Below are 24,286 nucleotides of genomic sequence, written 5' to 3'. Positions count from 1 at the left end.
CGCAGCGTTGACACTCTGGGACCTGCCGCTTACATCGCTTTGAAGCCTTGGACAGGGCCGCCTTTCACCCCCCGTATCTATGGGTTGCGCGCAAGGTGGGCAAGCCTGTCGCAACCACGATAAGAACAGATCCGCTGGAGTGAACATGCTGGGACTCGGAACGCTCGCCAAAAAGGTGTTCGGAACACCGAACGACCGCAAGATTAAGGCGACCCGCCCGTTGGTCGAGAAAATCAACGCGCTGGAGCCAGAGTTCGAGAAACTGTCCGATGACGGCCTGATCGAAAAAACCGCCGAGCTGCGCAAACGCGCACTGGACGGGGAAAGCCTGGATGACCTGCTGCCCGAAGCCTTTGCCAACGTCCGCGAAGGCGCCAAACGCGCGCTGGGTCTGCGCGCCTTTGACGTGCAGCTGATGGGCGGCGCGTTCCTGCATCAAGGCAACATCTCGGAAATGAAGACCGGTGAGGGCAAGACGCTGGTCGCCACCTTCCCCGCCTATCTGAATGCGCTGACCGGCAAGGGCGTTCACGTGGTCACGGTTAACGAATATCTGGCCAAGCGCGACTCGGAATGGATGGGCAAGGTGTTTGCCTCCGTGGGCATGACCACCGGCGTGATCTGGTCGGGCCAACCCGACGCCGAAAAGAAAGCGGCCTATGCCTGTGACGTGACCTATGCCACCAATAATGAGCTGGGTTTCGACTATCTGCGCGACAATATGAAGGCCGAGCTGGATCAGATTTACCAGAAATACCACAACTTCGCGATTGTGGACGAGGTCGACTCGATCCTGATCGACGAAGCGCGAACACCTCTGATCATCTCTGGGCCGTCGCAGGACCGTTCGGATCTGTATACCGCCATTGATGGATTGATCCCCTCGTTGCAGGACGATCACTATACGCTGGACGAAAAGTCCCGCAACGTGACCTTCACCGATGAGGGCAACGAGTTTCTGGAACAGCAGCTGATTGCTGCGGGGCTGATCCCCGAAGGGCATTCGCTGTATGATCCCGAAAGCACAACCGTGGTGCACCACGTCAACCAAGGTCTGCGCGCGCACAAGCTGTTCACGCGCGACAAGGACTATATCGTCCGTGACGGCGATGTCGTGCTGATCGACGAATTCACCGGCCGGATGATGCCGGGCCGCCGCCTGTCCGAAGGTCTGCATCAGGCCATCGAAGCCAAAGAAGGTGTGCAGATTCAGCCGGAAAACGTGACGCTGGCCAGTGTGACTTTCCAAAACTATTTCCGCCTGTACGACAAGCTGGGCGGCATGACTGGCACCGCACTGACCGAGGCCGAAGAATTCGCTGAAATCTACGGTTTGGGCGTAGTCGAGGTTCCGACCAACAAACCGATTGCCCGTTTGGACGAAGACGATCAGGTCTATCGCACCGCCGGTGAGAAATACGGCGCGATGATCGAACAGACCAAAGAGGCGCAGGAAAAGGGCCAGCCGGTCCTCCTGGGCACCACGTCGATCGAGAAATCCGAACTGCTCAGCCAAATGCTGCAAAAGGAAGGCATTGCACACAATGTTCTGAACGCCCGCCAGCACGAGCAAGAGGCGCAGATCGTCGCCGATGCCGGCCGTCTGGGTGCGGTGACTATCGCCACCAACATGGCTGGCCGCGGCACCGATATTCAGCTGGGCGGCAATGTGGAAATGAAGGTTTTGCAGGCACTGGCCGAAAACCCCGAGGCCGACCCGGCCCAGCTGCGTGCCGCTGAAGAATCCCGCCATGCCGAGGAAAAGGAAAAGGTTCTGGCAGCCGGTGGTCTTTATGTAATGGCGTCCGAGCGTCACGAAAGCCGCCGCATCGACAACCAGCTTCGTGGCCGTTCGGGCCGTCAGGGCGATCCGGGCCGCACCGTGTTTTACCTGAGCCTCGAAGACGACCTGATGCGAATCTTTGGGTCAGAACGGCTCGATAAGGTGCTGACCACCCTGGGCATGAAAGAAGGCGAAGCCATCGTCCACCCCTGGGTGAACAAGTCACTGGAGCGGGCACAGTCCAAGGTCGAAGGCCGCAACTTTGACATGCGCAAGAACGTCCTGAAATTTGACGACGTGATGAACGACCAGCGGAAGGTAGTGTTCAGCCAACGGCGTGAGATCATGTCTTCGGACGACCTGTCCGAAATCGTCTCGGATATGCGCGAACAGGTGATCGACGATCTGATCGACGAACACATGCCGCCAAAATCCTATGCCGATCAATGGGACACTGACGGTCTGCACGAGGCGGTCAAGGATAAGCTGACCATCGACGCCCCTGTACAGGACTGGGCCGCCGAAGAAGGCGTGGATGACGAGCAGGTACGCGAACGTCTGATCAACGCCGCAGACGAGATGATGGCGCAGAAAGCGGCGGCCTTTGGTCCCGAAAACATGCGCAACATCGAAAAACAGGTGCTGTTGAACACCATCGACGGTAAATGGCGCGAGCATCTGTTGACGCTGGAACATCTGCGCTCGGTCGTTGGGTTCCGCGGCTATGCCCAGCGCGATCCGCTGAACGAATACAAGAACGAGAGCTTCCAGCTGTTCGAGTCGATGCTCGATAGCCTGCGTGAGACCGTGACTCAGCAATTGTCACGCGTGCGCCCACTGTCTGAAGAAGAGCAGCGGGAAATGCTGGCGCAGATGCAAGCACAACAGGCTCAGGCGCAGCAGCAGGTCGAACAAGCGACCGAACGGGCCGAAGCGGTAGCCGAGGCCGAAGCCTCGGGCGATCCGCGTCCCGGCTTTGTCGAGGATGATCCAAGCACCTGGGGCAACCCGTCGCGCAATGACCGTTGCCCCTGTGGATCGGGCAAAAAATTTAAACACTGCCACGGGCGCCTGACCTGACGTCAGCGTAATTCAGACACATTGAGTCCCCCTCACGGCCACATATTGGCCGTGATTCAGAATCAATATGCGACTCGCTCCTTCAACTGGGGAGGGTGTCTTGTTTGTAATAAAGAACTACGTGACCACCGGCGGCACAGTCGTTTGCGCGCTGGCAATTGGTTACCTGATGCAAAATGGATTTCCTGCGTGGTCTGACGACGTGCAGGGCACTGAACTTGCGGCCGCTGATCAAGGCGCCGGTATTCCCGGGCTGGAGGACATTGTCTTGACCTCCTCGACCCCCGCCCAGGAAACGGTTCGCGCCATCCCTTCTGCACAACGAGTTGAGACTCCCGGCCGGTCAACCCCCTCTGATCACGCTGATTGTAGCCTGAGCGCCCGCGCACGCGCCGTGCCCGGTGCTGCCGCGCGCCTGATCATCAAGGCCCCCTGCTATGGCAATGAACGGATCGAGGTGCATCACAGTGGACTGACCGTAACCCAGCAGACAGACGCCAATGGCACGCTGGACCTGACCATACCAGCCTTGTCGGAATACGCGATCTTCCTGATCTCGCTTGACGATCAGAAAGGGACCGTAGCCACCACTCACGTTCCCGACATCAGCCAGTATGCCCGCGTTGTATTACAATGGCAGGGCACGACCGAACTGCAGATCCACGCGCTGGAATTTGGGGCCAGCTATGGGGATGCAGGTCATGTTTCGGCTCAGTCTGACTCGCAAGGCGCAGGCAGTGTCGTTCAGCTGACGCAACCGACCTTCAGCGATGCGCGCAACCTCGAGATCTATTCCTTTCCCGCCGGGCAATCGGGTCAATCGGGCTCGATCGAATTGACGGTCGAGGCTGAGGTGACGGCAGAAAATTGCGGCACGGACCTGCACGTCCAGTCGCTGGAGTTGCGCGAAGACCGGAAACTGCGGCCGCGCGAATTAACGCTGAACTTTCCAGACTGCTCCAAAACAGGTGAGTTTCTGGTGTTGAATAATCTGTTCCAAAACCTGACAATCGCGGCAAACTAAAACCGCAGGCAGGCTAGAACTTCCTATGACATTTCTTCGTGTGGCGGCGGTCGCACTGTTTTCGGCAACACTTTCCTCAGCCGTTCAGGCGCAGGATATCACGCTCACCTCTCATGACGGCAAGGTCGAGGTGACAGGTACCCTGCTTGGCTTTGACGGAGAGTTCTACCGCGTCGACACCCAATTTGGTGAGCTGACGGTGGATGGCTCGGGCGTGACCTGCGATGGCCCTGCCTGCCCCAATCTGACCGATTTCGTGGGCGAACTGAGGTTTTCAGGCTCTTCCGTCATGGCCGAGAAGGTGTTGCCTGCCCTGTTGATGGGCTTTGCCGAACAGGAAGGGCTGTCAGTCACGTCCCGCCAATCCGCTCCGGACAGTTTGATATACGAGCTTCATCAGGATGGGCGCGACGCGCCGCTGGGCCGATTCTATTTCGATATCGGCAATACCGGTCAGGGCTTTGCCGATCTGATCGCGGATCAAACCGACATTGTCATGGCTTTGCGCGAAATCCGCCCGTCAGAGCAAGAGGCTGCCGAGGCCGCTGGTTTGGGTGACTTGAACCACGCACGCCGGTCGCGGGTTATTGCGTTGGATGCGTTGGTGCCCATCGTGGCGCCGGACAATCCCGTGCCCCAAATCTCTCCCGCGGATCTCGCCTTGGTGTTTTCTGGCACGATTGACAATTGGTCCGCCTTGGGTGGACCCGACGCACCAATTGCGCTGCACCTGCCCGACGCCGGATCAGGTCTGGCACAAGGGGTCGAGGATCAACTGCTTTCACCCGCCAGTGTCGTTCTGTCTGATGCCGTTATCCGGCATGAGCGCAGCAGCGATCTGGTTCAAAAGGTCACCAAGGACCCTTTTGCCATCGGCATCGCTAGCCAGGCCGAGGCTGACGCGGCCCGCGCACTGCCCCTGACCGGTGGATGTGGTCACGTGTTGATGGCCACCCGGCAGACGATCAAGACCGAGGACTACCTGCTGACCTCACCCATGTTCCTGTACCTCCCCAAGCGCCGCCTGCCCCGTATCGCCCGGCAGTTTCTGGCTTATACCCAAGGCGACGCAGCCCAAAAGGCGATCCGCAATGCGGGTTTTGTCGATCAGGAACCCGAGATGATGCGGATCGGATTGCAGGGGGATCGTCTGGCCAATGCGGTGGCCTCGGGTGGCCCCGAGGTTGGGTTGGAGGAATTGCAGCGTATGGTCGATACCCTCAGACCCATGTCCCGGCTGTCGCTATCGGTCAGGTTCGAGGCAGGCTCGTCCCGCCCCGACGCACAATCACGGTCGAACATCCAGCATTTGGCCCAACAGCTTGAGGCCGGGACGCTGAATGCGCGCAAGCTGGTGTTCGTTGGTTTCAGCGACGGCGACGGAGCCGCGACTGCAAATAAGCGGATCGCCTTGCTGCGCGCCAAAACCGTGCGCAATGCGGTGTTGGCGGCGGTGGAAACTGCCATTCCCGATAGTGTTGAATTGCAAGTCGATGCGTTTGGTGAGGCGATGCCGATGGCTTGCGACGACACCGAATGGGGCCGAAAGATCAACCGCCGGGTCGAGATCTGGGTTCAGTAACTCGCTACAGATATCCCTGCGACCGAAAGCTCAGTTCATTCGATTTGCCGATGATCAGATGATCATGCAGCGTCAGCCCCAGGGCCAGACATGCGTCCTGTATCCGGTTGGTCATGTCGATATCTGATTGCGACGGGGTCGGATCGCCCGAAGGGTGATTGTGTACCAGGATCAAGGCTGACGCATTCAATTCCAACGCCCGTTTCGCAACCTCGCGCGGATAGACAGGTACGTGATCGACGGTGCCCTTGGCCTGTTCCTCATCCGCGATTAGCACGTTCTTGCGATCCAGATAGAACACCCGGAACTGCTCCGTCTCGCGATGGGCCATCGTGGTGTGACAATAGTCCAGCAGTGCATCCCAACCTGAAATCACGTGCCGCTGCATCACCCGCGCGCGGGCCATGCGATGGGCGCAGGCCTCAAGTATCTTCAAATCGGTGATCACCGTGTCACCAACGCCCTTGATCTGACGCAGCCGTTCCTCGGGCGCGGTCAGAACCCGGTTGAAATCCCCAAACGTGTCCATCAGCGCCCGTGCCAGCGGCTTTACATCCTGCCGCGGGATTGAACGGAACAGCACCAGTTCCAACAGCTCATAATCCGGCATCGCCGCCGATCCACCTGACATGAACCGTTCCCGCAGGCGTTTCCGGTGGTCTTTGATATAGGACGGCAATCGCCCCGAGGGCAGGGGCGCCACCGGGGCTTCGTCACTTTCAAACAGCATCGGGGCTTCGGCAAAGGCGTCCTGAGTCATGCGCTCAGATTTGCGCGGAAACGGTTTCCGAAAGGTTAACGCGTCCAAACGACCTTAGTCCCCTTTGGTCGATAGTCACCGGTTTCCACTTACCTCGTGTATCAATTCACTCATGTAGTTGAGGCTGCAACCAGGACAATCTCACCGGACCAATCCGATTGAATTTGCTCAGCCGCCCGCCATGCGCGCAATCCACTAGAGCAACAAAGCGCAATTCTTCTTCCTTTGTTAGGCTCTGTTTTCAGGGATTCAACAATGTCCCGACGTGCCCTGCTGTGAAGAGGCTCGGGGGCCTCGTCCCGGGTGCGCAGTTCAATGATCACATCATCTTCGGTCAATTGGCTGGCGGAAAGAAATCGAAAGTGGTGCGCCGGTTCCGGTGCGCCGTCAAATCTGAATGTGCTGTTGCGCAGCGTGCGGGCGTCAAACTGTACCAACTGTCCCAAAGGCGAGGGGTCCAGGCCAAGTATCACGCCCAGCGCCATCTGCGCCTGCAAGGCACCTATCACCCCAACGACAGGGCCCAACACGCCGGCCGTTGCACAGCTCGCGCCGCTATCCGGTGCATCCGGAAACACCGCACGCAAGGACGGCGCGCCAGCACAAAACCCACCGACATAGCCTGTCAGCCCCAATACGGATGCGCTGATCAGCGGCTTGCCCTGCAACAAACAGGTATCCGACAGGATATAGCTGGCCGCATAACTGTCCGCGCAGTCCAGAACAATGTCAGAGCCGCGGACAAAATTTAACACATTCTGGTTTGTTAGAGCCTGATTCCCGGCCACTACGGTGATGTCACCATTCAACGCCCGGCAGCGTTCTGCGGCGACTTTGGCCTTGGCGCGCCCACAGTCGGATTCAGCGAACAATGTCTGCCGATGCAGGTTCGATAGCGCGATCTGATCCCGGTCCAGGATGGTTATATGCCCAACCCCGGCCCCGGCCAACAAGGGTAAGACCGGGGCGGCTAACCCGCCCGCGCCCACCACCAGAACCCGCGCTGCCGACAGGCGGGTCTGGCCTGCCGGTCCAACCTCGGGCAGGATCATCTGGCGGGCATAGCGGCTCATCTCGTGACCTCGATCCATTCGCGAACGCGGGTTTCTGGATCGGAATTCAGCGTGATGTCCGTGACGACCGAGACGATGTCGGCCCCCGCCTGCAAGACGCCCGGCGCCCGCTCAACGCTCATGCCGCCAATCGCGACCAGAGGGATATCCCCCACCCGTGCCTTCCATTCGGTGACGCGTGGCAGGCCCTGCTGTTCCCATTTCATTTTTTTCAGGATCGTCGGATAGACCGGGCCCAAAGCCACATAATCCGGGTCCATGGTCAGGACACGCTCTAATTCATCATCATCGTGGGTAGAGACACCCAGTTTCAGCCCCGCCTTGCGGATGGCTTTCAGATCGGCCTCGTCCAGATCCTCTTGCCCGAGATGAATCCACTCACAACCAGCGTCGATAGCCGCCTGCCAATGATCATTGACCACCAGCACGGTGCCGTGGGCACGGCATAGTTCCAACGATTGGGCGATCTGTTCCCGTATGATCACATCAAGCTGATCCTTGATCCGCAGTTGCACCAGCTTCACATCCAGGGGCAGCATCCGGCGCAACCAGTCAGAGTGGTCGAAGATCGGATAGAACCGGTCTAACATCATGATAAGAAGGCCTTTCCGATTACCGGAGTTGATGGTTCGGCCATATCGCGCGCCTCGATCGGGTCGGCTTGATGCGCCAGTTGCCCGGCCTCAATCGCCAGTATCATTGCGCGGGCCATGGCCACAGGGTTTCCGGCGCGAGCGACAGCGGTATTCAGCAGAACGGCGTCATAACCCAACTCCATCGCCTGCGCGGCGTGACTGGGCAGGCCGACGCCCGCATCCACTACCAGCGGTATGTCGGGGAATTCGGCCCGCATCGCGCGCAGGGCATATTCATTGTTCAGCCCGCGCCCCGACCCGATGGGTGCACCCCAAGGCATCAGCACCTCGCACCCGGCGGCCAGCAGACGCTCGCCCACGATCAGGTCGTCGGTGGTGTAGGGGAATACGTGAAACCCGTCCTCGGTCAGTATGCGCGCGGCCTCGACCAGTTGAAACACATCTGGCTGCAAACTGTCAGTGTGGCCGATCAGTTCCAGCTTGATCCAATTAGTGTCAAACACCTCACGCGCCATATGGGCGGTGGTTACGGCTTCTTTGACCGTGTGGCACCCAGCGGTGTTCGGCAGGATCAGCACACCCAGCTCGCGGATCATCTGCCAGAAGGTCTGCCCAGCCCCGGATTCACGGCGCAAGGACACTGTGGCAACACCCGCGCCGCTCTCGCGAAACGCCTGTTCCAGAATGGCGGGGCTTGGATATTGCGCCGTTCCCAACATCAGCGGATTGGGCAGCTGATTTCCGTAGAAGGTCTTCATCCTCAGCCTCCCTGCATCGGCGCGACGACTTCAACCCGGTCGCCATCGGTCAACTTTTGAGCAATGCGCAGACCCGAGGGCACAAAGTCTTCGTTTACAGCTGTCGCCACCCTCCCCGAGAACCCGCATTCGACCAACAGGTCCGAGAGGATTTCGGCGCGCACCTCGCGCAATTCACCATTAAGCACGATCTGCATCGACCATCTCCGAATGTTTGTTGTCCAACGCCAGATCGGCCACTCCCTGCGCCAGCGCTGGGGCCAGCAGATAGCCATGGCGGTACAGTCCGTTGGCATAAATCGTATGCCCCAGCCGCCGGATGCGGGGCAGGTTGTCGGGAAAAGCCGGGCGCAGATCGACACCGATCTCAAGCACCTCGGCCTCGCCAAAGGCGGGGTTCAGCGCAAAGGCGGCGCTGAGCAGTTCCAGCATGGATCGGGCCGTGATACGGCTGCTGTCTTCGCTTTCGATCATCGTTGCGCCCAGCATGTAGAAACCATCCCCACGCGGCACGATGTACAGCGGTATCCTGGGGTGCAGTAGACGTACAGGTCGCGTCAGGTTCACGTCCGGGCAGCGGATCACCAGCATCTCTCCCTTGACGCCGCGCAGGTCGTGCAAAACCTCACGCGCGTGCAGACCGCGGCAATCGATTGCATTCTCCAGCTGGGTCGGGACCAGTTTCCGGTGGAAAACCACCCCTTGGTCCTGCAATTGGCGGAGCAGATCCCGCAGCGCCTGTCGCGGGTTCAGATGAGCCTCATCCGTGAAATGCAGACCTTTGGTGAAACGGGTTAAATCAGGCTCTAAATCGGCAATTTCAGACTGACTAATCTCGGTATACCCCCCGGTCCGACGGGCGAACCGACGCAGATCCGGCAGATCACGCGGGTTGGCAACAACCAGCGTGCCACGTTGTTCCACCCGAGTACGCGTAGTCCACCACTCGAACGCAGCCTTGCCCAGCCGCAACACCGGTTCTTCGGCGTTTTCAAACTCGCACCACGGGGCCAACATACCCCCAGCCCACCAAGAACACCCATGCGGGCCCGGAGGGCCGCCGGGATCGAACACCTGAACCTGCGCCCCGCGCGACACTAGCTCGCTGGCTACGGCGAGCCCGGCCACACCGGCCCCTATGACCGACCAGACCGTCACGCGGGCCAGTCCCGATGGAAATGATGAACCGGGCCATGCCCCTGTCCGACCATCAGACTGTCGGCTTTAGCAATGGCCCCTTGCAGATACTCATGCGCCTGCGCGACCGCGTCGGTCAGGCCCAGCCCTCGCGCCAGCCCGGCTGCTATCGAAGACGACAGGGTGCAACCGGTGCCATGCGTATTGCGCGTATTGCGCCGAGTGGCGGTGAATTCTGCCACAACTCCCGAAGGATCAAGCAAGACGTCGTGGCAAACGTCGCCGCGCCCATGTCCGCCTTTCATCAATACCGAGCGCGCCCCTAGCCCGCACAGCGCCATCCCCTGCGCGATCATCTGATCGGGGGATTCGGCGTCCGAGGTGCCCAGCAAACAAGCGGCCTCGGGTAAGTTCGGGGTAAGCATGGTCGCTTGGGGCACAAGAACATCACGCAGGGTCTGAACCGCATCCTGTACCAGCAAGGCATCGCCAGATTTGGAGATCATCACCGGGTCCAAAACGACGGGGCCATCAAACCCAGCGATCGCCACGGCAACGGTTTGAATAATTTCAGGGGTCGCAAGCATGCCGATCTTGATCGCGCTCACATCCAGGTCGGTCAGCACCGCCTCGATCTGAGCGGCCACTACGTTGAGCGGTATGCCATGCACTGCGGTCACAGCCCGCGTGTTCTGCGCCGTGACCGCCGTGATCACGCTGGCCCCATACACGCCCAACGCAGACATCGACTTGAGATCCGCCTGAATCCCGGCCCCACCGCCACTGTCCGAGCCCGCAATTGTCAGGGCAATATGCGCCATATCGTTGCTCCATCATCAGGGGGCAACGCAGCATGGAAAACGTCTGTGTGTGTAGACCGTTCCCTACGCCGGTATTGCCCGGATCAGGTTCGATGGGTTAGCGCATTCACGCCTCTCAGCCCCTTGATCAGGGCACCCCAACGGTTGGCGCGACAATCTCAGGGGATGTGGCAAGATTCAAGAGCCAAATTTCGCGAAGTTCATGGACAAACTGGACCTATAAAACGAAAAAAGCCGACCCAAGGGGATCGGCCTTTTAGCAACTTGGTGGAGTGATCTTAGCCCTTCATCCCATCCCAAAAGGATTTGACGGATGAGAAAAAGCTTTTTGATTCCGGGTGGTTATCCTCACCCAAATCGTCGAACTCTTTCAGCAGTTCCTTCTGGCGGCTAGTCAGATTGACCGGCGTTTCCACCGCCAGTTCGATGAACATGTCGCCCACACCACCACCGCGCAGGGCGGGCATGCCTTTGCCGCGCAGGCGCATCTGACGGCCCGATTGGCTGCCTGCTGGTATTTGCACGCGGCCACGGCCACCATCGATGGTTGGCACTTCGATCGAACCGCCCAGCGCAGCCTTGGCCATGCTGACCGGGACGCGGCAATACAGGTTCACGCTGTCGCGTTCGAACAGCTTGTGATCCGACACTTCGACAAAGATATACAGATCACCCGGAGGGCCACCGCGCATCCCAGCTTCACCCTCACCCGCCAGGCGGATGCGGGTTCCGGTCTCGACGCCGGCGGGGATGTTGACGGACAGCGCACGCTCTTTTTCCACGCGGCCTGCACCGCCACAGGCTTTACAGGGGTTCTTGATGATCTGACCCAGACCCGAACAGGTCGGGCAGGATCGTTCGACGGTAAAGAAACCCTGCTGTGCACGCACCTTGCCCATGCCCGAACAGGTTGGACAGGTGGTTGGCTCCACTCCGCCTTCTGCACCCGATCCGTCACAGGCCGAACAGGCCACGGCAGCAGGAACACTGATGGTTTTCTGCAGGCCCGCGAACGCCTCTTCCAGCGTCACGCGCAGGTTATAGCGCAGGTCCGATCCGCGCGCCGCACGGCGCCCGCCACCGGGGCCGCCACGCTGACCGCCCATGAAATCGCCGAACAGATCGTCGAACACGTCTGAGAATGCGCTGGAGAAATCACCCTGACCAAAGCCGCCGCCCGGACGACCACCACCGCCGCCCATACCGTTTTCAAAGGCGGCATGGCCGAAACGGTCATATGCGGCCTTTTTGTCGGCGTCGCGCAGAACATCATAAGCCTCGTTGGCTTCTTTGAACTGCGACTCGGCATCCGGGTTGTCTTTGTTGCGATCGGGATGCAACTCTTTGGCTTTCTTGCGAAAACCCTTTTTGATTTCATCCGCTGATGCGCCCTTTGATACGCCGAGCACATCGTAGTAGTCGCGTTTTGACATCAGTATTTCCTTCAGCCTCAACGTATTTGGGCCGGCCCGGCAACCGGACCGGCCCACATTGGCCCGGTTACCCGTTAGTTACGCTTGTCGTCGTCCAGATCTTCGAACTCGGCGTCAACAATGTCGTCCTCACCCGGCGCAGCATCTGCCGCCGCAGGTTCATCCTCACCTTCTTCGGCTTGCGCCTTGTAGATGGCTTCGCCCAGCTTCATGGCCGCTTCGGTGACGTTCTGGATGCCCGACTTGATCTTGTCGGCATTCTCGGTCTCCAGCTCGTCCTTCAGCGCGGCAATTGCCAGCTCGATGGCTTCGATGGTGGTCGGGTCGACTTTGTCGGCATGCTCTTCCATCGACTTTTCGGTCGAGTGGATGAGGCTTTCCGCCTGGTTCTTGGCGTCTACCAGCTCGCGGCGTTCCTTGTCGGCTTCCGCGTTCTCTTCGGCGTCCTTGACCATCTTGTCGATGTCTTCATCCGACAGACCGCCCGAGGCCTGGATGGTGATCTTCTGCTCTTTGCCAGTGCCTTTGTCCTTGGCCGAAACCGAGACAATGCCGTTGGCGTCGATATCAAAAGTCACCTCGATCTGAGGCATGCCGCGCGGTGCAGGCGGGATATCTTCGAGGTTGAACTGACCCAGGATCTTGTTGTCCGCAGCCATTTCACGCTCACCCTGGAACACGCGGATGGTTACGGCGTTCTGGTTGTCCTCGGCGGTCGAGAAGACCTGAGACTTTTTGGTCGGGATCGTGGTGTTGCGGTCGATCAGACGGGTGAACACCCCACCCAGCGTCTCAATCCCCAGCGACAGCGGGGTCACGTCCAGCAGAACTACGTCTTTGACGTCGCCCTGCAGAACACCGGCCTGAATGGCGGCGCCCATGGCAACCACTTCGTCCGGGTTCACACCCTTGTGCGGCTCTTTCCCGAAGAACTTGGTGACCTCTTCGATCACTTTCGGCATCCGGGTCATACCACCGACCAGAACAACCTCGTCAATGTCGCCAGCCGACAGACCAGCGTCTTTCAGTGCGGCCTGGCAGGGCTTCATCGACTTTTTGATCAGGTCCGAAACCAACGATTCCAGCTTGGCACGGGTCAGTTTCATGACCATGTGCAGCGGCTGACCGTTCGAACCCATCGAGATGAACGGCTGGTTGATTTCGGTTTGCGAAGTCGAAGACAGCTCAATCTTGGCTTTCTCAGCAGCTTCTTTCAGACGCTGCAGCGCCATCTTGTCTTGCGACAGGTCGACACCGTGTTCCTTTTTGAACTCATCCGCCAGGTAGTTGACGATGCGCATGTCAAAGTCTTCACCACCTAGGAAGGTGTCACCGTTGGTCGATTTGACCTCGAACAGGCCGTCGTCGATTTCCAGAATGGTCACGTCGAAAGTACCGCCACCAAGGTCATAGACCGCGATGGTTTGAGTTTCTTCTTTGTCCAGACCATAGGCCAGCGCAGCCGCTGTCGGTTCGTTGATGATCCGCAGCACTTCCAGACCGGCGATTTTACCGGCGTCTTTGGTGGCCTGACGCTGTGCGTCGTTGAAATATGCAGGAACGGTGATCACGGCTTGCGTGACTTCCTCACCCAGATAGCTCTCGGCGGTTTCCTTCATCTTGCCCAGAGTGAAGGCCGAGATCTGGCTTGGGGAGTACTTTTCACCGCGGGCTTCCACCCACGCGTCGCCATTGCCGCCATCGACGATGGCGTACGGCACCATTTTCTTGTCTTTTTCGACTTCTGCATCATCCACACGACGACCGATCAGACGCTTAACACCAAAGATCGTGTTGTCGGGGTTGGTGACCGCCTGGCGTTTTGCAGGCTGACCGACCAGTCGCTCATCTTCGGTGAAGGCGACGATCGAGGGCGTGGTCCGCGCCCCTTCGGCGTTTTCGATGACCTTCGGCTGCGAGCCGTCCATGATGGCCACACACGAGTTGGTGGTTCCGAGGTCAATCCCGATTACTTTTCCCATATGTTCAATCCCTTTCTCTTCAAGGCGATGTCCCGAGGTCCGAACCCGTTATGGCACCCGGCCCCGATCTGATGTGCGCAACAGCCCTACACCATCGCGCGTCCCGGCGTATATAAGGGCGGGATCAGAGGCCTGCAAGCGTTGTAAAACGCAGGTTTTCGGGAATCTGTGGCCTTTTTGGCAAGGTTTTGGCAAGGATCGGGGATTCTCGGATGGCGCGGCTGCTTTTACGCGGTTTTGATATCAGGAAAGCCTGGCTGGACGGGCCCGCGCAGGAGCGGCTGATCGACAGCCTGCGGCCGATTCTGAAATCCGCCCCTTTGTTCCGGCCGGTCACGCCATCGGGTAAGGAAATGTCCGTGCGTATGACGTCGGCCGGGTCACTGGGCTGGGTCACCGACAAGACGGGTTACCGATATCAGGCGCAACACCCCAAAGGCGCGGTTTGGCCCGCGATCCCGGAGCAGATTCTTGGTATCTGGCGCGACCTTGCCAGTGCGGACCGTGATCCTGATTGCTGTTTGATCAACTACTACGGCGAAGGGGCCCGGATGGGATTGCATCAGGACAAGGACGAGGCCGATTTTTCCTGGCCGGTCCTGTCGATCTCACTGGGGGATGATGCCCTGTTCCGCATCGGCAACCAGACACGGGGCGGCAAGACCGAATCCATCTGGTTGAACTCGGGTGATGTGGTGATCATGGGCGGGCCCGCCCGGCTGACCTATCACGGCGTCGACCGCATCCGGTTCGGATCATCAAAACTGTTGCCCAAGGGTGGTCGGATCAACCTGACGCTGCGTGTGGCAGGTTAGCGGCGCGCCTCCCAGCTTTGGGACACATGCTGACGAGAGAAGAAAATTCCCAACAAGCCGATCAGCAGCAGGATCAGCCCCACCCAAAGCGCGTATTCCCAGCTGGTATTGCGAGGAAAATAATTGCGGAAAAGAAAACCGCGGCACTGATCGATGACGTGAAACAGGGGGTTCCAGGTGAACATGGCCAACGTGGCACCGCCCAGCGCATTCGCCACGAACATTTTACCCGAAAAGATCATGTTCAAGCGCCGGTAGATATTGGTCAGGACTGTCACAAAAGTGGGAAACCACGGTCGCAGAGCCATGAAGACGACGCCAATTGCGCAGCCAACAAACCAGCTCAGGATCAACATGCCAAAAGCGCCGCCCGGTTCCTGAATTTCAATTGGCGCGACTGCTACACTGTAAATAAAGAGGATCACGATGATTGTCACAATCTGCGTGTAAAGCGCCCCAAAAGCGGTGGCCAACAGGACGACAACCATGTTCATCGGCGAATGCAGCATCATCGGGTTGTTGCCGGTCCCGACCCCCGCTACCGCGCTGACGGACTTGATATGGGTGATGAACAGAAATACGCCCGACAGCAGAAACAGGACAAATTCGCCCCGGATTCTTGCAATACGTGGTCCCAGGAAAGACAGGATCGTATACAACACCAAAACCAGGGCGAGAACCTGCAAGATGTTGATGATTATGGCCACGACCGCGTTGTGATGCTGGGACCGTATGCTGCGAACAACGGCGTGGAAAATCAGCTCGGCCGTTGTGAACGCGCCGCCCAGTAAGGACTGGTTTCGCTTGAAATAATACACCCGAAGCGTCTTTCCCGTTTTTTCACCTGCAATCTGTCACGAAATTCTTGCCGTTCCGTAACCGGCACATCATAAGGCCGTCAGGCTATTCGATCAACAAATCACAGGAACGGAGCTTTTTTGTGACCTACGACGCCCTCATTCCCGTCATTCGACGGCTGGCCCTGGAAGCCGGTGACAAGATCATGGAGATCTACAATTCGGATGATTTCGACGTAAAGGTCAAATCCGATTCCAGCCCGGTGACCGAAGCAGACGAAGCTGCCGATGCCTTGATTTCGGCCGGTCTGCGCGATGCCTTCCCGGATATTCTGCTGGTGACCGAGGAACAGGCCGCCTCGCATTCAGAAAAGGGTGACAGATTCCTGATTGTCGATCCTTTGGACGGCACCAAAGAATTCATCAACCGGCGCGGCGATTTCACGGTGAATATTGCGTTGGTCGAAAACGGCGTTCCAACCCGTGGCGTGGTTTATGCGCCTGCAAAGGGCCGCATGTTTTATACACAAGCCGATGGTCAGTCGGTTGAAGAGACCGGAGCATTGGACAAAGCCCAGGCTGGGGAGGTGACTTCCATATCAGTGTCTAATCCGGACAATTCAGCGCTTCTGATCGTGGCGTCGAAATCGCACCGCGATCAGGCCACCGAGGATTACATCAACAAATATCAGGTGAAGGACAGCAAGAGCGCGGGCTCATCCCTGAAATTCTGTCTGGTGGCCACGGGCGAGGCAGATCTTTACCCCCGCGTTGGCCGCACGATGGAATGGGACACAGCTGCGGGCCATGCCGTGCTGGCCGGTGCGGGCGGCAACGTGGTGCGCTTTGATGATCATTCACCGCTGACCTATGGCAAGGACGGCTATGCAAACCCGTTCTTTATCGCCTACGCTCCGGGTGTTGACCTGAAGGAGGCCTGATGTCCGTTCTGATCGCCATTCCCGCCCGCTATGCCTCGACCCGCTATCCGGGCAAACCGCTGGTTCCGCTGACCGGCGCCAATGGCACCGCGATGACGTTGATCGAGCGGTCCTGGCGCGCTGCCTGTTCGGTGTCGGGCGTCGACAAGGTGGTCGTTGCCACCGATGACGACCGCATCCGCGAAGTGGCCGAAGGGTTCGGGGCCGAGGTGGTGATGACCTCGGAAAGCTGCGGCAATGGCACCGAACGCTGCGCTGAGACCCATGCCAACCTTGGCGCTGGCTATGACATCGTGGTGAACCTGCAAGGCGACGCGCCGCTGACACCGCATTGGTTTGTCGAAGACCTGATCGCTGGCCTGCGCGCCGCGCCCGGGGCGGGCGTCGCCACACCCGTGCTGCGCTGCGATGGTGACGCGCTGAACAGCCTGCTGAACGACCGCAAGCACGGGCGCGTTGGCGGCACCACCGCCGTCTTCGCCGCGGATCACAGCGCCATGTATTTCTCGAAAGAGGTCGTCCCGTTCACCGCCGAGACCTACGCAGGCGAAGAAGAGACCCCGGTTTTCCACCATGTCGGCGTCTACGCCTATCGCCCCGATGCTTTGGCCGCCTATTCCACCTGGCCGGTGGGCCCGCTGGAACAGCTGGAAGGGCTTGAGCAACTGCGCTTTATGGAGAATGGCCGCAAAGTTCTGTGCGTCGAGGTTGAGGCCAAAGGCCGCCAGTTCTGGGAACTGAACAACCCGCAGGACGTCCCCAAGCTTGAGGAAATGATGGCCGCGATGGGGTTGGATTGAGCCATTTTCCCCCTGACCTGGACACGCCTGTTGGCATAGCAGGGCGCAAACTTCTTTGTCTGGAAGACAGATGACCAATATTCTTGTAACCGGCGGAGCTGGATATATCGGATCGCATGCCTGCAAGGCGCTGGCGCAGGCGGGCTATACACCCGTGACTTATGACAACCTGATCACCGGCTGGCAGGACGCGGTGAAATTCGGACCGTTCGAACAGGGCGATCTGCTGGATCGCGCTCGGTTGGATGAGGTCTTCGCCAAATACCAGCCCGCCGCCGTAATGCACTTCGCCGCCCTCAGTCAGGTGGGCGAGGCGATGTCCCAGCCCGGCAGATATTGGACCAACAATGTCACCGGATCACTGAACCTGATCGAGGCAGCCGTGGCAGCCGGTTGCCTGAACTTTGTGTTCTCCTCGACCTGCGCCACCTATGGCGAGCATGACAATGTGGTACTGGATGAAGACACACCGCAACTGCCGCTGAACGCTTATGGTGCCTCAAAGCGGGCCATCGAAGATATCCTGCATGATTTCGAGGCCGCATATGGCCTGAACCACGTGATCTTCCGCTATTTCAACGTGGCCGGTGCCGACCCCGAGGGTGAAGTGGGGGAATTCCACCGTCCCGAAACTCATCTGGTGCCGCTGATGCTGGACGCCATTGACGGCAAGCGCGACGGGCTGACCGTATTCGGCACCGATTACGACACACCCGACGGTACCTGCATCCGCGACTATGTGCATGTCTGCGATCTAATTGATGCTCATGTTTTGGGGTTGAACTGGCTGGAACAGGGCAAGGGTAGTCGGGTTTTCAACCTTGGCACCGGATCGGGCTTTTCGGTGATGGAGGTGATCGACCATTCCAAAGCCGTCACCAACCGCGAGGTGCCTTATTCCATCGGCCCCCGCCGCGCTGGTGATTGCACCAAGCTTGTTTCAGGCTCGGTCCGTGCGGGGCAAGAGCTTGGTTGGACCCCAAAAAGATCAACGTTAGAGACGATGATCAGTGATGCCTGGCGCTGGCATCAGAACGGCAATTACGAAAAGTGAACCATAGGTGATAGATCATGCAGCCGATAATCTTCCCCCCATTGGATGGGTGCAGAAGTACCGGTTGCGTCTGAAACGACGACGGTTGCTTTGGCGATCCTTTCGCAGCCGCCATCAGCTAGCCAGCCTCAAGGATCAGACCGCGCAAATCAGACCAGGCGCGGCACTGGCCTTCACCACGCTACGCAATGAAGTCAATCGCCTTCCGTGGTTCTTCCGCCACTATCGCGGGCTTGGGGTGGATCACTTTCTGGTCGTGGATAACGGCAGCGATGACGGCTCGGTAGAATTTCTGTGCGATCAGCCCGATGTGTCGCTGTGGCAGACCCTTAACAGCTATCGCGACGCGCGATACGGTTTGGATTGGCTGACATGGCTGCAAATGCGCTATGGCCACGGACACTGGACCTTGATGGTGGACGCGGATGAGCTGCTGATCTACCCCAACCACGACAGCAAATCCCTGCATGACCTAACAGGCACCTTGGACCAACAAGGCCACATCGCCTTTGGCGCGCTGCTGCTGGATCTCTACCCCAAGGGGCCACTGGGCGCGCAGCCCTATGACCCCGAAATGGACCCGACCAAAACCCTTAGCTGGTTCGATCCCGGCCCCTACCGGGCGCAGCGCCAAAGCCCATTGGGAAACCTGTGGGTGCAGGGTGGCGCGCGAGAACGGATGTTTTTTGCCGACAGGCCGCGGAATTCGCCCACGTTGAACAAAATCCCGCTGGTGCGCTGGTCACGGCGCTATGCATATGTGAACTCGTGCCACTCGGCCCTGCCCCGACACCTGAACACGTTCTATGACGGCCCCAGCGGCAAGACGCCTTCGGGCGTGTTGCTGCACACCAAATTTCTTCCCGAGGTGGTGGACAAGTCATCGACCGAAAAAACCCGACGGCAGCATTTTCATGATCCCGACCTATTTGGGTCATATTATGATGCAATTGGAAACCGCCCCAACATGTGGACGCCTCAGTCCGTGCGTCTTGAGGGCTGGGCCCAATTACAACAATTGGGTCTGATGGGGAAAGTTTGCTGAAAAGCAGCATATGTGACTAACGGTTTTTAAATTCGTTGCCTTGAAAGATACATCAATGGCATAAAACGGCACTTGCCCGGCACCACTCTGGATCGTCCAGCCCCGGGCATGCTCGCGTAACGAAAAAGGCAGTGCAAACGCGTGAGCCTGTTGGATTCATACCGAATGAGATTGCGGCGCAAGCGTCGTCTGGTGCGCTGCCTGCGCAAACGTCGGCAATTGAAGCCGATTTCCGACAAGACCAACGATATCCAACGCGACGATATATTGTTGATGAGCGTTCTGCGGAACGAGAAAATCCGCCTGCCTTACTTTCTGGAATACTACCGCAGGTTGGGCGTCGATCATTTTCTGTTTGTCGACAACGACAGCGATGATGGCTCGGGCGAATACCTGGCAAGCCAACCCGACGTTTCGGTCTGGCGGGCAAATGCCAGCTATAAACAGGCTTCGTTTGGATTGGATTGGTCAAACTACCTGTTGCGAAAATACGCACACGGACATTGGGTTCTGACAGTCGACCCGGATGAGTTCTTTATCTATCCGTTCTGCGACACCCGTCCGATCCGCGCCCTGACCGATTGGCTGGACGGCTGCGCGGTACGCAGTTTCGGCACCATGCTGATCGACATGTATCCGCAAGGACCAGTGGATGCTCAGCCGTATCACGAAGGGCAGGACCCGTTTGAGATCGCCCGCTGGTTTGATGCTGGCAACTACATGATCACCAAGAACCCCGAGTATAAAAATCTGTGGATTCAGGGGGGACCTCGTGCGCGCGTGTTTTTTCGCGACACCCCCTTGCAAGCGCCTGCGCTGAACAAGATTCCCTTGGTCAAATGGGACCGTCGCTATGTCTATGTCAGCTCGACCCATTCGCTGCTGCCGCGTGGCTTAAACCAGGTTTATGACGATTGGGGCGGTGAAAAGACCAGCGGTGCATTGCTGCACGCCAAGCTGATCAGCACGCTGGGCGACAAAGCCCGCGAAGAGATGCAGCGCGGCCAGCATTACCGCCGCTCGGGCGAATATCGCGCATATGCCCAGGGGCTGGACGAGCAGCCGGTGTTTTGGTGTGACCGGTCCGAGAAATACATCAACTGGCGTCAGCTTGAGATCCTTGGCCTCATGTCGAAAGGAAACTGGGCATGAGCCGTCTGGGCATTGTCATGCTGGTTCATACAGCACTGCACCGGGCCGAGCAGGTGGCACGGCATTGGACGGCATCGGGCTGTCCGGTGGTGATCCATGTGGACCGCAAAGTGCCGGATCAAGTTTATTCCGATTTCGTTGCCGCGTTCGCGGATGAAGCGTTGATCCGGTTCTCGGAACGCCATACCTGCGAATGGGGTAGTTGGGGAATTGTCGCGGCCTCACAATCCGCGGCCGAACTGATGCTTGAGGCTTTTCCGGACGTTCATCACGTCTACTTGTCTTCGGGGGCCTGCCTGCCCCTGCGGCCCGTGGATGAGCTGATCGACTATCTTTCTGACCGGCCTCGGGTCGATTTCATCGAAAGCGCAACGACCGCCGATGTCAGCTGGACGATCGGTGGGCTGGATCAGGAACGTTTTACACTGCGCTTTCCGTTTTCCTGGCGCCGGAACCGCAAACTGTTCGACGCTTATGTAAAACTGCAACGCGCCCTCGGGATGCGCCGCAAAATCCCCGAAGGGCTGATGCCGCATATGGGCAGCCAATGGTGGTGCCTGACCCGACAGACCCTGTCGGCCATTCTGCAGGACCCCAAGCGGCAGACCTATGACCGCTATTTCCGCCGCGTCTGGATTCCGGATGAAAGCTATTTCCAGACGCTGGCCCGACTGTATTCCACCCACATCGAAAGCCGGTCGCTGACCTTGTCGAAATTCGACTATCAGGGGCGACCACATATCTTTTATGATGATCATCTACAGTTGCTGCGCCGGTCGGACTGTTTTGTGGCCCGAAAGATCTGGCCGCGTGCTGATCGGCTGTATCAGGCCTTTCTGACCGATCAGAGCAGCGCCATGCGACCAGCCGAACCCAACCCGGGCAAGATCGACCGGGTATTTTCCAAAGCGGTCGAGCGTCGAACCCGTGGGCGCGACGGGCTGTACATGCAAAGCCGCTTTCCTCGCCACGGCAGTGAGAACGGCCTGACCTCATTCCCTTATTCGGTATTTCAGGGCTTTGCCGAGCTGTTCGAGGATTTTGAACCCTGGCTGGCTGAGACCACAGGCGCACGGGTGCATGGGCACCTGTTTGGCCCCGCTCGGGCCGAGTTCGCCAACGGGGACACGATCACAAACGGTGCGCTCAGCGATTGTGCGGTTCTGCGTGACTATAACCCAACGGCCTTTATCTCGAACCTGATCTGGAACACACGGGGTGAGCGGCAGTGCTTTCAATTCGGTCCCGGGGACACGCAAAAGATCAGCTGGTTTCTGGCGCGGGATAAGAACGCGCAAATCTCGGTTATCACCGGGGCCTGGGCGATCCCACTGTTCCGGTCGAACATGAATTTCGCCGATATCCGCTGTGAAGCGGCACGCCTTCAACAGATTGAAACCAAACAGCTTGAGGTTCTGGGCTCGGTCTGGACCAAGGCGCAGGTGCGGACCTGGTCCTTGGCCGAATTTGTGGAATCTCCGATGGAGCCCATGCAGACCGTGATCGAGGAAATCGGCACCCATCGCGCGAACCATTTGACCGAGGCGCCAAAAATGGTGGATTTGACTGGCTTTGGACAATTCCTCCAGAACCTCAAAAATCAGGGAATGCATCCTTATTTGGTGGGGGATTTTCCGGCAGATGATATTTTCGGCGCGCGGGTTCGGCCATTCAAGAAACCCTATCTGGTGCAATAGTCTGTCATGACATCCAAGTTCGACTATTTCGTCATCCTCGCCGCGATGCGCACCGGGTCCAACCTGCTTGAGTTCAATCTCAACGCGCTTGAAGGCGTCACCAGCTTTGGTGAGGCATTCAACCCACATTTCATTGGTCGGCTGAAATCTGAAAGTCTGTTGGATGTAACTTTGGAAGATCGTGACGGCGATCCGATGAAACTGGTGCAGGCAATCAAAGATGCACCCGGCGAGTTAAATGGGTTCCGCTTCTTTCAGGGGCACGATAACCGCGTGTTAGAGCCTGTTTTGGCTGACCCACGCTGCGCCAAAATCATTTTGACGCGCAATCCTCTGGACAGTTACGTTTCGTTGAAAATTGCGCGGGAAACCAAGCAGTGGCAACTGAAGAACATCAAACGCCGCCGCGAAGCACAGGTAGAGTTTAATGCGGAAGAGTTTGAATCCTATCTGGATAGACAGCAGGATTTTCAGCTCTTGTTGCTCAATACCCTTCAGCGAACAGGTCAAACCGGGTTTTACATTTCCTATGACGACCTGACCAATCTGGAGGTGCTGAACGGGCTGGCCGCGTGGTTGGGTATTTCGGCGCGGTCGGCTTCGATTGACGATACGATCAAGCCGCAGAACCCGGGCCCGACCCTGTCCAAGGTGACAAACCCGGAAGAGACCGAGCATGCCTTGGCCCGGATCGACAGTTTCAACCTGCATCGCACCCCGAATTTCGAGCCCCGGCGCGGATCGACCGTCGGCAATTATGTCGCCGCGCCGCATACGCCCTTGATGTTTATGCCGATACGCGGCGGGCTTGAGGCACCTGTGACCCAATGGATGGCCGATCTTGACTCGGTCAGCACCGACAAGCTGGTCACCAATCTGAACCGCAAACAGATGCGGCGATGGCTGCACGCTCATCCCGGACACCGAAAATTCACGGTACTACAGCACCCTCTGGCACGGGCGCATTCGGCCTTTTGCTCCAACATCCTCAGCACCGGGCCCGGCGCTTACCTGAAAATCCGAAATATGCTGCGCAACCGGTTCAAAATTCCGATCCCGGGTCAGCTGCGTGACGGCAATTACCCGGTTGATCAGCATTATGAGGCGTTTTCGGCCTTCCTAATCTTCCTACGCCAAAATCTGGCTGGACAGACGCCCGTTCGTGTGGATGGAACGTGGTGCAGCCAGTCTCAGGTATTAGACGGGATGGCATCCTTTGCTCTGCCTGACTTCATCCTGCGCGAGGATGAGATCGCAACAACCCTGCCCGATCTAGCCAGACGGATGGGGCATGACAGCCCACCAACACCCGGGTTTTGCGCGCCGGAAATCCCGTTCACGTTGGCCGAAATTTATGACGACAGATTAGAAACGCTGGCGGCTGAGGCCTACCAGCGCGACTATGTGCAATTCGGGTTCGGGGATTGGGAACCAGTTACGGGCGCAGCGTGATCAGTGTGCCCTTGTTGACCATCGCATAGATCTCTTCGATCTCTTCATTCTTGACGGCGATACAACCGGCGGTCCAATCCGCTGTCTTCTTGGCGCGTTTCAGTTCCGACCGCTTTTTCGGCTGACCGTGAATGAAAATATCACCACCCGGATCAACACCGGCCGCCTTGGCCTGCGCGATATCATTGGAATTCGGATAGGAAATCCCCAGCGACAGGTGATAGCGACTGTTGGGGTTGCGACGGTCGATCAGATAGCTGCCTTCGGGCGTGCGGCCATCACCGCGCTTTGTCTTTGTACCATCTGGCGCAAAGCCCAAATCGACTTTGTATTCCTTGAGAATGGTTTGGTTGTGCAGAAGATACATCTTCCGCGCGCCCTTGTTGATGACCAAAGAAGTCACCTCGGGGCCATCATATGTCAGAAATCGTGGGCTAGCTGTGGCACAGGCCGAAAGGCCCAGCGTTGCCATAGCGCCCAATCCAAATGCTCGACGATCCATGT

Annotated in this window: 22 protein-coding genes and 1 riboswitch; of the genes, 11 read left to right on the top strand and 11 right to left on the bottom strand. The window is 58.3% G+C overall.

Going from position 1 to position 24,286, the window contains the following annotated elements; genetic code table 11:
- The first annotated feature begins 145 nt into the window (after positions 1–145).
- The 3 genes from secA (at position 146) to ACR0B0_RS09925 (ending at position 5,469) form a co-directional block, all read left to right on the top strand.
- Positions 146–2,863, top strand: coding sequence for a preprotein translocase subunit SecA (secA, locus tag ACR0B0_RS09935; protein ID WP_170349600.1), 2,718 nt, complete (start codon positions 146–148; stop codon positions 2,861–2,863).
- Between the two features lie 100 nt (positions 2,864–2,963).
- Positions 2,964–3,887, top strand: coding sequence for a hypothetical protein (locus tag ACR0B0_RS09930; protein WP_170349599.1), 924 nt, complete (start codon positions 2,964–2,966; stop codon positions 3,885–3,887).
- 25 nt (positions 3,888–3,912) lie between these two features.
- On the top strand, positions 3,913–5,469 hold the full coding sequence (locus ACR0B0_RS09925) for a phosphate ABC transporter substrate-binding/OmpA family protein (RefSeq protein WP_480647574.1): 1,557 nt from the start codon (positions 3,913–3,915) through the stop codon (positions 5,467–5,469).
- A 4-nt stretch (positions 5,470–5,473) separates the two neighbouring features.
- On the opposite strand, the gene radC is transcribed toward ACR0B0_RS09925, so the two are convergent.
- The 9 genes from radC to dnaK form a co-directional block, all read right to left on the bottom strand.
- Positions 5,474–6,229: a RadC family protein gene (gene radC, locus ACR0B0_RS09920; RefSeq protein WP_058283296.1), complete on the bottom strand. Its 756-nt coding sequence runs from the start codon at positions 6,227–6,229 to the stop codon at positions 5,474–5,476.
- A gap of 110 nt (positions 6,230–6,339) precedes the next feature.
- Positions 6,340–7,302, bottom strand: coding sequence for a HesA/MoeB/ThiF family protein (locus tag ACR0B0_RS09915; protein ID WP_480647572.1), 963 nt, complete (start codon positions 7,300–7,302; stop codon positions 6,340–6,342).
- Positions 7,299–7,895: a thiamine phosphate synthase gene (locus ACR0B0_RS09910; RefSeq protein WP_480647570.1), complete on the bottom strand. Its 597-nt coding sequence runs from the start codon at positions 7,893–7,895 to the stop codon at positions 7,299–7,301. The genes ACR0B0_RS09915 and ACR0B0_RS09910 overlap by 4 nt, the downstream gene beginning before the upstream one ends.
- Positions 7,892–8,656: a thiazole synthase gene (locus tag ACR0B0_RS09905; protein ID WP_480647568.1), complete on the bottom strand. Its 765-nt coding sequence runs from the start codon at positions 8,654–8,656 to the stop codon at positions 7,892–7,894. Before ACR0B0_RS09905 ends, ACR0B0_RS09910 begins: the two co-directional genes overlap by 4 nt.
- 2 nt (positions 8,657–8,658) lie before the next feature.
- Positions 8,659–8,853 carry a sulfur carrier protein ThiS gene (gene thiS / locus ACR0B0_RS09900; RefSeq protein WP_480647567.1) on the bottom strand — a complete coding sequence of 65 codons (195 nt, stop codon included), beginning with the start codon at positions 8,851–8,853 and terminating at the stop codon, positions 8,659–8,661.
- Complete coding sequence (locus ACR0B0_RS09895) at positions 8,837–9,814, bottom strand: FAD-dependent oxidoreductase (RefSeq protein ID WP_480647565.1); 978 nt, start codon at positions 9,812–9,814, stop codon at positions 8,837–8,839. Before ACR0B0_RS09895 ends, thiS begins: the two co-directional genes overlap by 17 nt.
- Positions 9,811–10,614, bottom strand: coding sequence for a bifunctional hydroxymethylpyrimidine kinase/phosphomethylpyrimidine kinase (gene thiD, locus ACR0B0_RS09890; RefSeq protein WP_480647563.1), 804 nt, complete (start codon positions 10,612–10,614; stop codon positions 9,811–9,813). The genes ACR0B0_RS09895 and thiD overlap by 4 nt, the downstream gene beginning before the upstream one ends.
- Before the next feature lie 43 nt (positions 10,615–10,657).
- A riboswitch (TPP riboswitch) is annotated at positions 10,658–10,764 on the bottom strand.
- A 128-nt stretch (positions 10,765–10,892) separates the two neighbouring features.
- On the bottom strand, positions 10,893–12,047 hold the full coding sequence (gene dnaJ / locus ACR0B0_RS09885; protein ID WP_170349590.1) for a molecular chaperone DnaJ: 1,155 nt from the start codon (positions 12,045–12,047) through the stop codon (positions 10,893–10,895).
- Positions 12,048–12,121: 74 nt separating this feature from the next.
- The gene (gene dnaK, locus ACR0B0_RS09880) at positions 12,122–14,029 is read right to left on the bottom strand and encodes a molecular chaperone DnaK (RefSeq protein ID WP_170349589.1); all 1,908 of its coding nucleotides are present in this window, start codon (positions 14,027–14,029) and stop codon (positions 12,122–12,124) included.
- 212 nt (positions 14,030–14,241) lie between these two features.
- On the opposite strand from dnaK, the gene ACR0B0_RS09875 reads away from it, so the two are divergent.
- Positions 14,242–14,844, top strand: coding sequence for an alpha-ketoglutarate-dependent dioxygenase AlkB family protein (locus tag ACR0B0_RS09875; protein ID WP_170349588.1), 603 nt, complete (start codon positions 14,242–14,244; stop codon positions 14,842–14,844).
- Here the strand turns inward: ACR0B0_RS09875 and ACR0B0_RS09870 are convergent.
- Positions 14,841–15,662 carry an ABC transporter permease gene (locus ACR0B0_RS09870; RefSeq protein ID WP_170349587.1) on the bottom strand — a complete coding sequence of 274 codons (822 nt, stop codon included), beginning with the start codon at positions 15,660–15,662 and terminating at the stop codon, positions 14,841–14,843. The two genes, ACR0B0_RS09875 and ACR0B0_RS09870, sit on opposite strands and share 4 nt — an antisense overlap.
- 122 nt (positions 15,663–15,784) lie before the next feature.
- On the opposite strand from ACR0B0_RS09870, the gene cysQ reads away from it, so the two are divergent.
- The 7 genes from cysQ (at position 15,785) to ACR0B0_RS09835 (ending at position 23,782) form a co-directional block, all read left to right on the top strand.
- Positions 15,785–16,582 carry a 3'(2'),5'-bisphosphate nucleotidase CysQ gene (gene cysQ, locus ACR0B0_RS09865; protein ID WP_480647561.1) on the top strand — a complete coding sequence of 266 codons (798 nt, stop codon included), beginning with the start codon at positions 15,785–15,787 and terminating at the stop codon, positions 16,580–16,582.
- The gene (locus ACR0B0_RS09860; protein ID WP_226689029.1) at positions 16,582–17,382 is read left to right on the top strand and encodes a 3-deoxy-manno-octulosonate cytidylyltransferase; all 801 of its coding nucleotides are present in this window, start codon (positions 16,582–16,584) and stop codon (positions 17,380–17,382) included. The genes cysQ and ACR0B0_RS09860 overlap by 1 nt, the downstream gene beginning before the upstream one ends.
- Before the next feature lie 70 nt (positions 17,383–17,452).
- Positions 17,453–18,436, top strand: coding sequence for a UDP-glucose 4-epimerase GalE (gene galE, locus ACR0B0_RS09855; RefSeq protein WP_170376474.1), 984 nt, complete (start codon positions 17,453–17,455; stop codon positions 18,434–18,436).
- 64 nt (positions 18,437–18,500) lie between these two features.
- Positions 18,501–19,481, top strand: coding sequence for a glycosyltransferase family 2 protein (locus ACR0B0_RS09850; protein ID WP_480647558.1), 981 nt, complete (start codon positions 18,501–18,503; stop codon positions 19,479–19,481).
- A gap of 165 nt (positions 19,482–19,646) precedes the next feature.
- Positions 19,647–20,633, top strand: coding sequence for a glycosyltransferase family 2 protein (locus tag ACR0B0_RS09845; protein WP_170533175.1), 987 nt, complete (start codon positions 19,647–19,649; stop codon positions 20,631–20,633).
- Positions 20,630–22,330 (top strand): DUF5927 domain-containing protein, encoded by a 1,701-nt coding sequence (locus ACR0B0_RS09840; RefSeq protein WP_480647556.1) that lies wholly within the window; start codon positions 20,630–20,632, stop codon positions 22,328–22,330. Before ACR0B0_RS09845 ends, ACR0B0_RS09840 begins: the two co-directional genes overlap by 4 nt.
- Before the next feature lie 6 nt (positions 22,331–22,336).
- Positions 22,337–23,782 carry a nodulation protein NodH gene (locus ACR0B0_RS09835; RefSeq protein WP_170349580.1) on the top strand — a complete coding sequence of 482 codons (1,446 nt, stop codon included), beginning with the start codon at positions 22,337–22,339 and terminating at the stop codon, positions 23,780–23,782.
- Here ACR0B0_RS09835 and ACR0B0_RS09830 read toward each other — a convergent pair.
- On the bottom strand, positions 23,766–24,284 hold the full coding sequence (locus ACR0B0_RS09830; protein WP_170349579.1) for a L,D-transpeptidase family protein: 519 nt from the start codon (positions 24,282–24,284) through the stop codon (positions 23,766–23,768). The genes ACR0B0_RS09835 and ACR0B0_RS09830 overlap by 17 nt on opposite strands.
- Positions 24,285–24,286: the final 2 nt, after the last annotated feature.

This window comes from Ruegeria sp. BA12 (genome assembly GCF_056539625.1).
The sequence above is the reverse complement of the archived record's forward strand: the minus strand, read 5'-3'. Positions and strand labels throughout refer to the sequence as shown.

Coding starts and splice junctions, on each gene's coding strand:
- secA (WP_170349600.1), top strand. CDS start 146: ATGCTGGGACTCGGAACGCTCGCCAAAAAGGTGTTCGGAACACCGAAC.
- ACR0B0_RS09830 (WP_170349579.1), bottom strand. CDS start 24,284: ATGGATCGTCGAGCATTTGGATTGGGCGCTATGGCAACGCTGGGCCTT.
- thiD (WP_480647563.1), bottom strand. CDS start 10,614: ATGGCGCATATTGCCCTGACAATTGCGGGCTCGGACAGTGGCGGTGGG.
- ACR0B0_RS09860 (WP_226689029.1), top strand. CDS start 16,582: ATGTCCGTTCTGATCGCCATTCCCGCCCGCTATGCCTCGACCCGCTAT.
- galE (WP_170376474.1), top strand. CDS start 17,453: ATGACCAATATTCTTGTAACCGGCGGAGCTGGATATATCGGATCGCAT.
- ACR0B0_RS09875 (WP_170349588.1), top strand. CDS start 14,242: ATGGCGCGGCTGCTTTTACGCGGTTTTGATATCAGGAAAGCCTGGCTG.
- ACR0B0_RS09840 (WP_480647556.1), top strand. CDS start 20,630: ATGAGCCGTCTGGGCATTGTCATGCTGGTTCATACAGCACTGCACCGG.
- ACR0B0_RS09835 (WP_170349580.1), top strand. CDS start 22,337: ATGACATCCAAGTTCGACTATTTCGTCATCCTCGCCGCGATGCGCACC.
- radC (WP_058283296.1), bottom strand. CDS start 6,229: ATGACTCAGGACGCCTTTGCCGAAGCCCCGATGCTGTTTGAAAGTGAC.
- dnaK (WP_170349589.1), bottom strand. CDS start 14,029: ATGGGAAAAGTAATCGGGATTGACCTCGGAACCACCAACTCGTGTGTG.
- dnaJ (WP_170349590.1), bottom strand. CDS start 12,047: ATGTCAAAACGCGACTACTACGATGTGCTCGGCGTATCAAAGGGCGCA.
- thiS (WP_480647567.1), bottom strand. CDS start 8,853: ATGCAGATCGTGCTTAATGGTGAATTGCGCGAGGTGCGCGCCGAAATC.
- ACR0B0_RS09915 (WP_480647572.1), bottom strand. CDS start 7,302: ATGAGCCGCTATGCCCGCCAGATGATCCTGCCCGAGGTTGGACCGGCA.
- ACR0B0_RS09905 (WP_480647568.1), bottom strand. CDS start 8,656: ATGAAGACCTTCTACGGAAATCAGCTGCCCAATCCGCTGATGTTGGGA.
- ACR0B0_RS09910 (WP_480647570.1), bottom strand. CDS start 7,895: ATGATGTTAGACCGGTTCTATCCGATCTTCGACCACTCTGACTGGTTG.
- ACR0B0_RS09845 (WP_170533175.1), top strand. CDS start 19,647: ATGAGATTGCGGCGCAAGCGTCGTCTGGTGCGCTGCCTGCGCAAACGT.
- ACR0B0_RS09925 (WP_480647574.1), top strand. CDS start 3,913: ATGACATTTCTTCGTGTGGCGGCGGTCGCACTGTTTTCGGCAACACTT.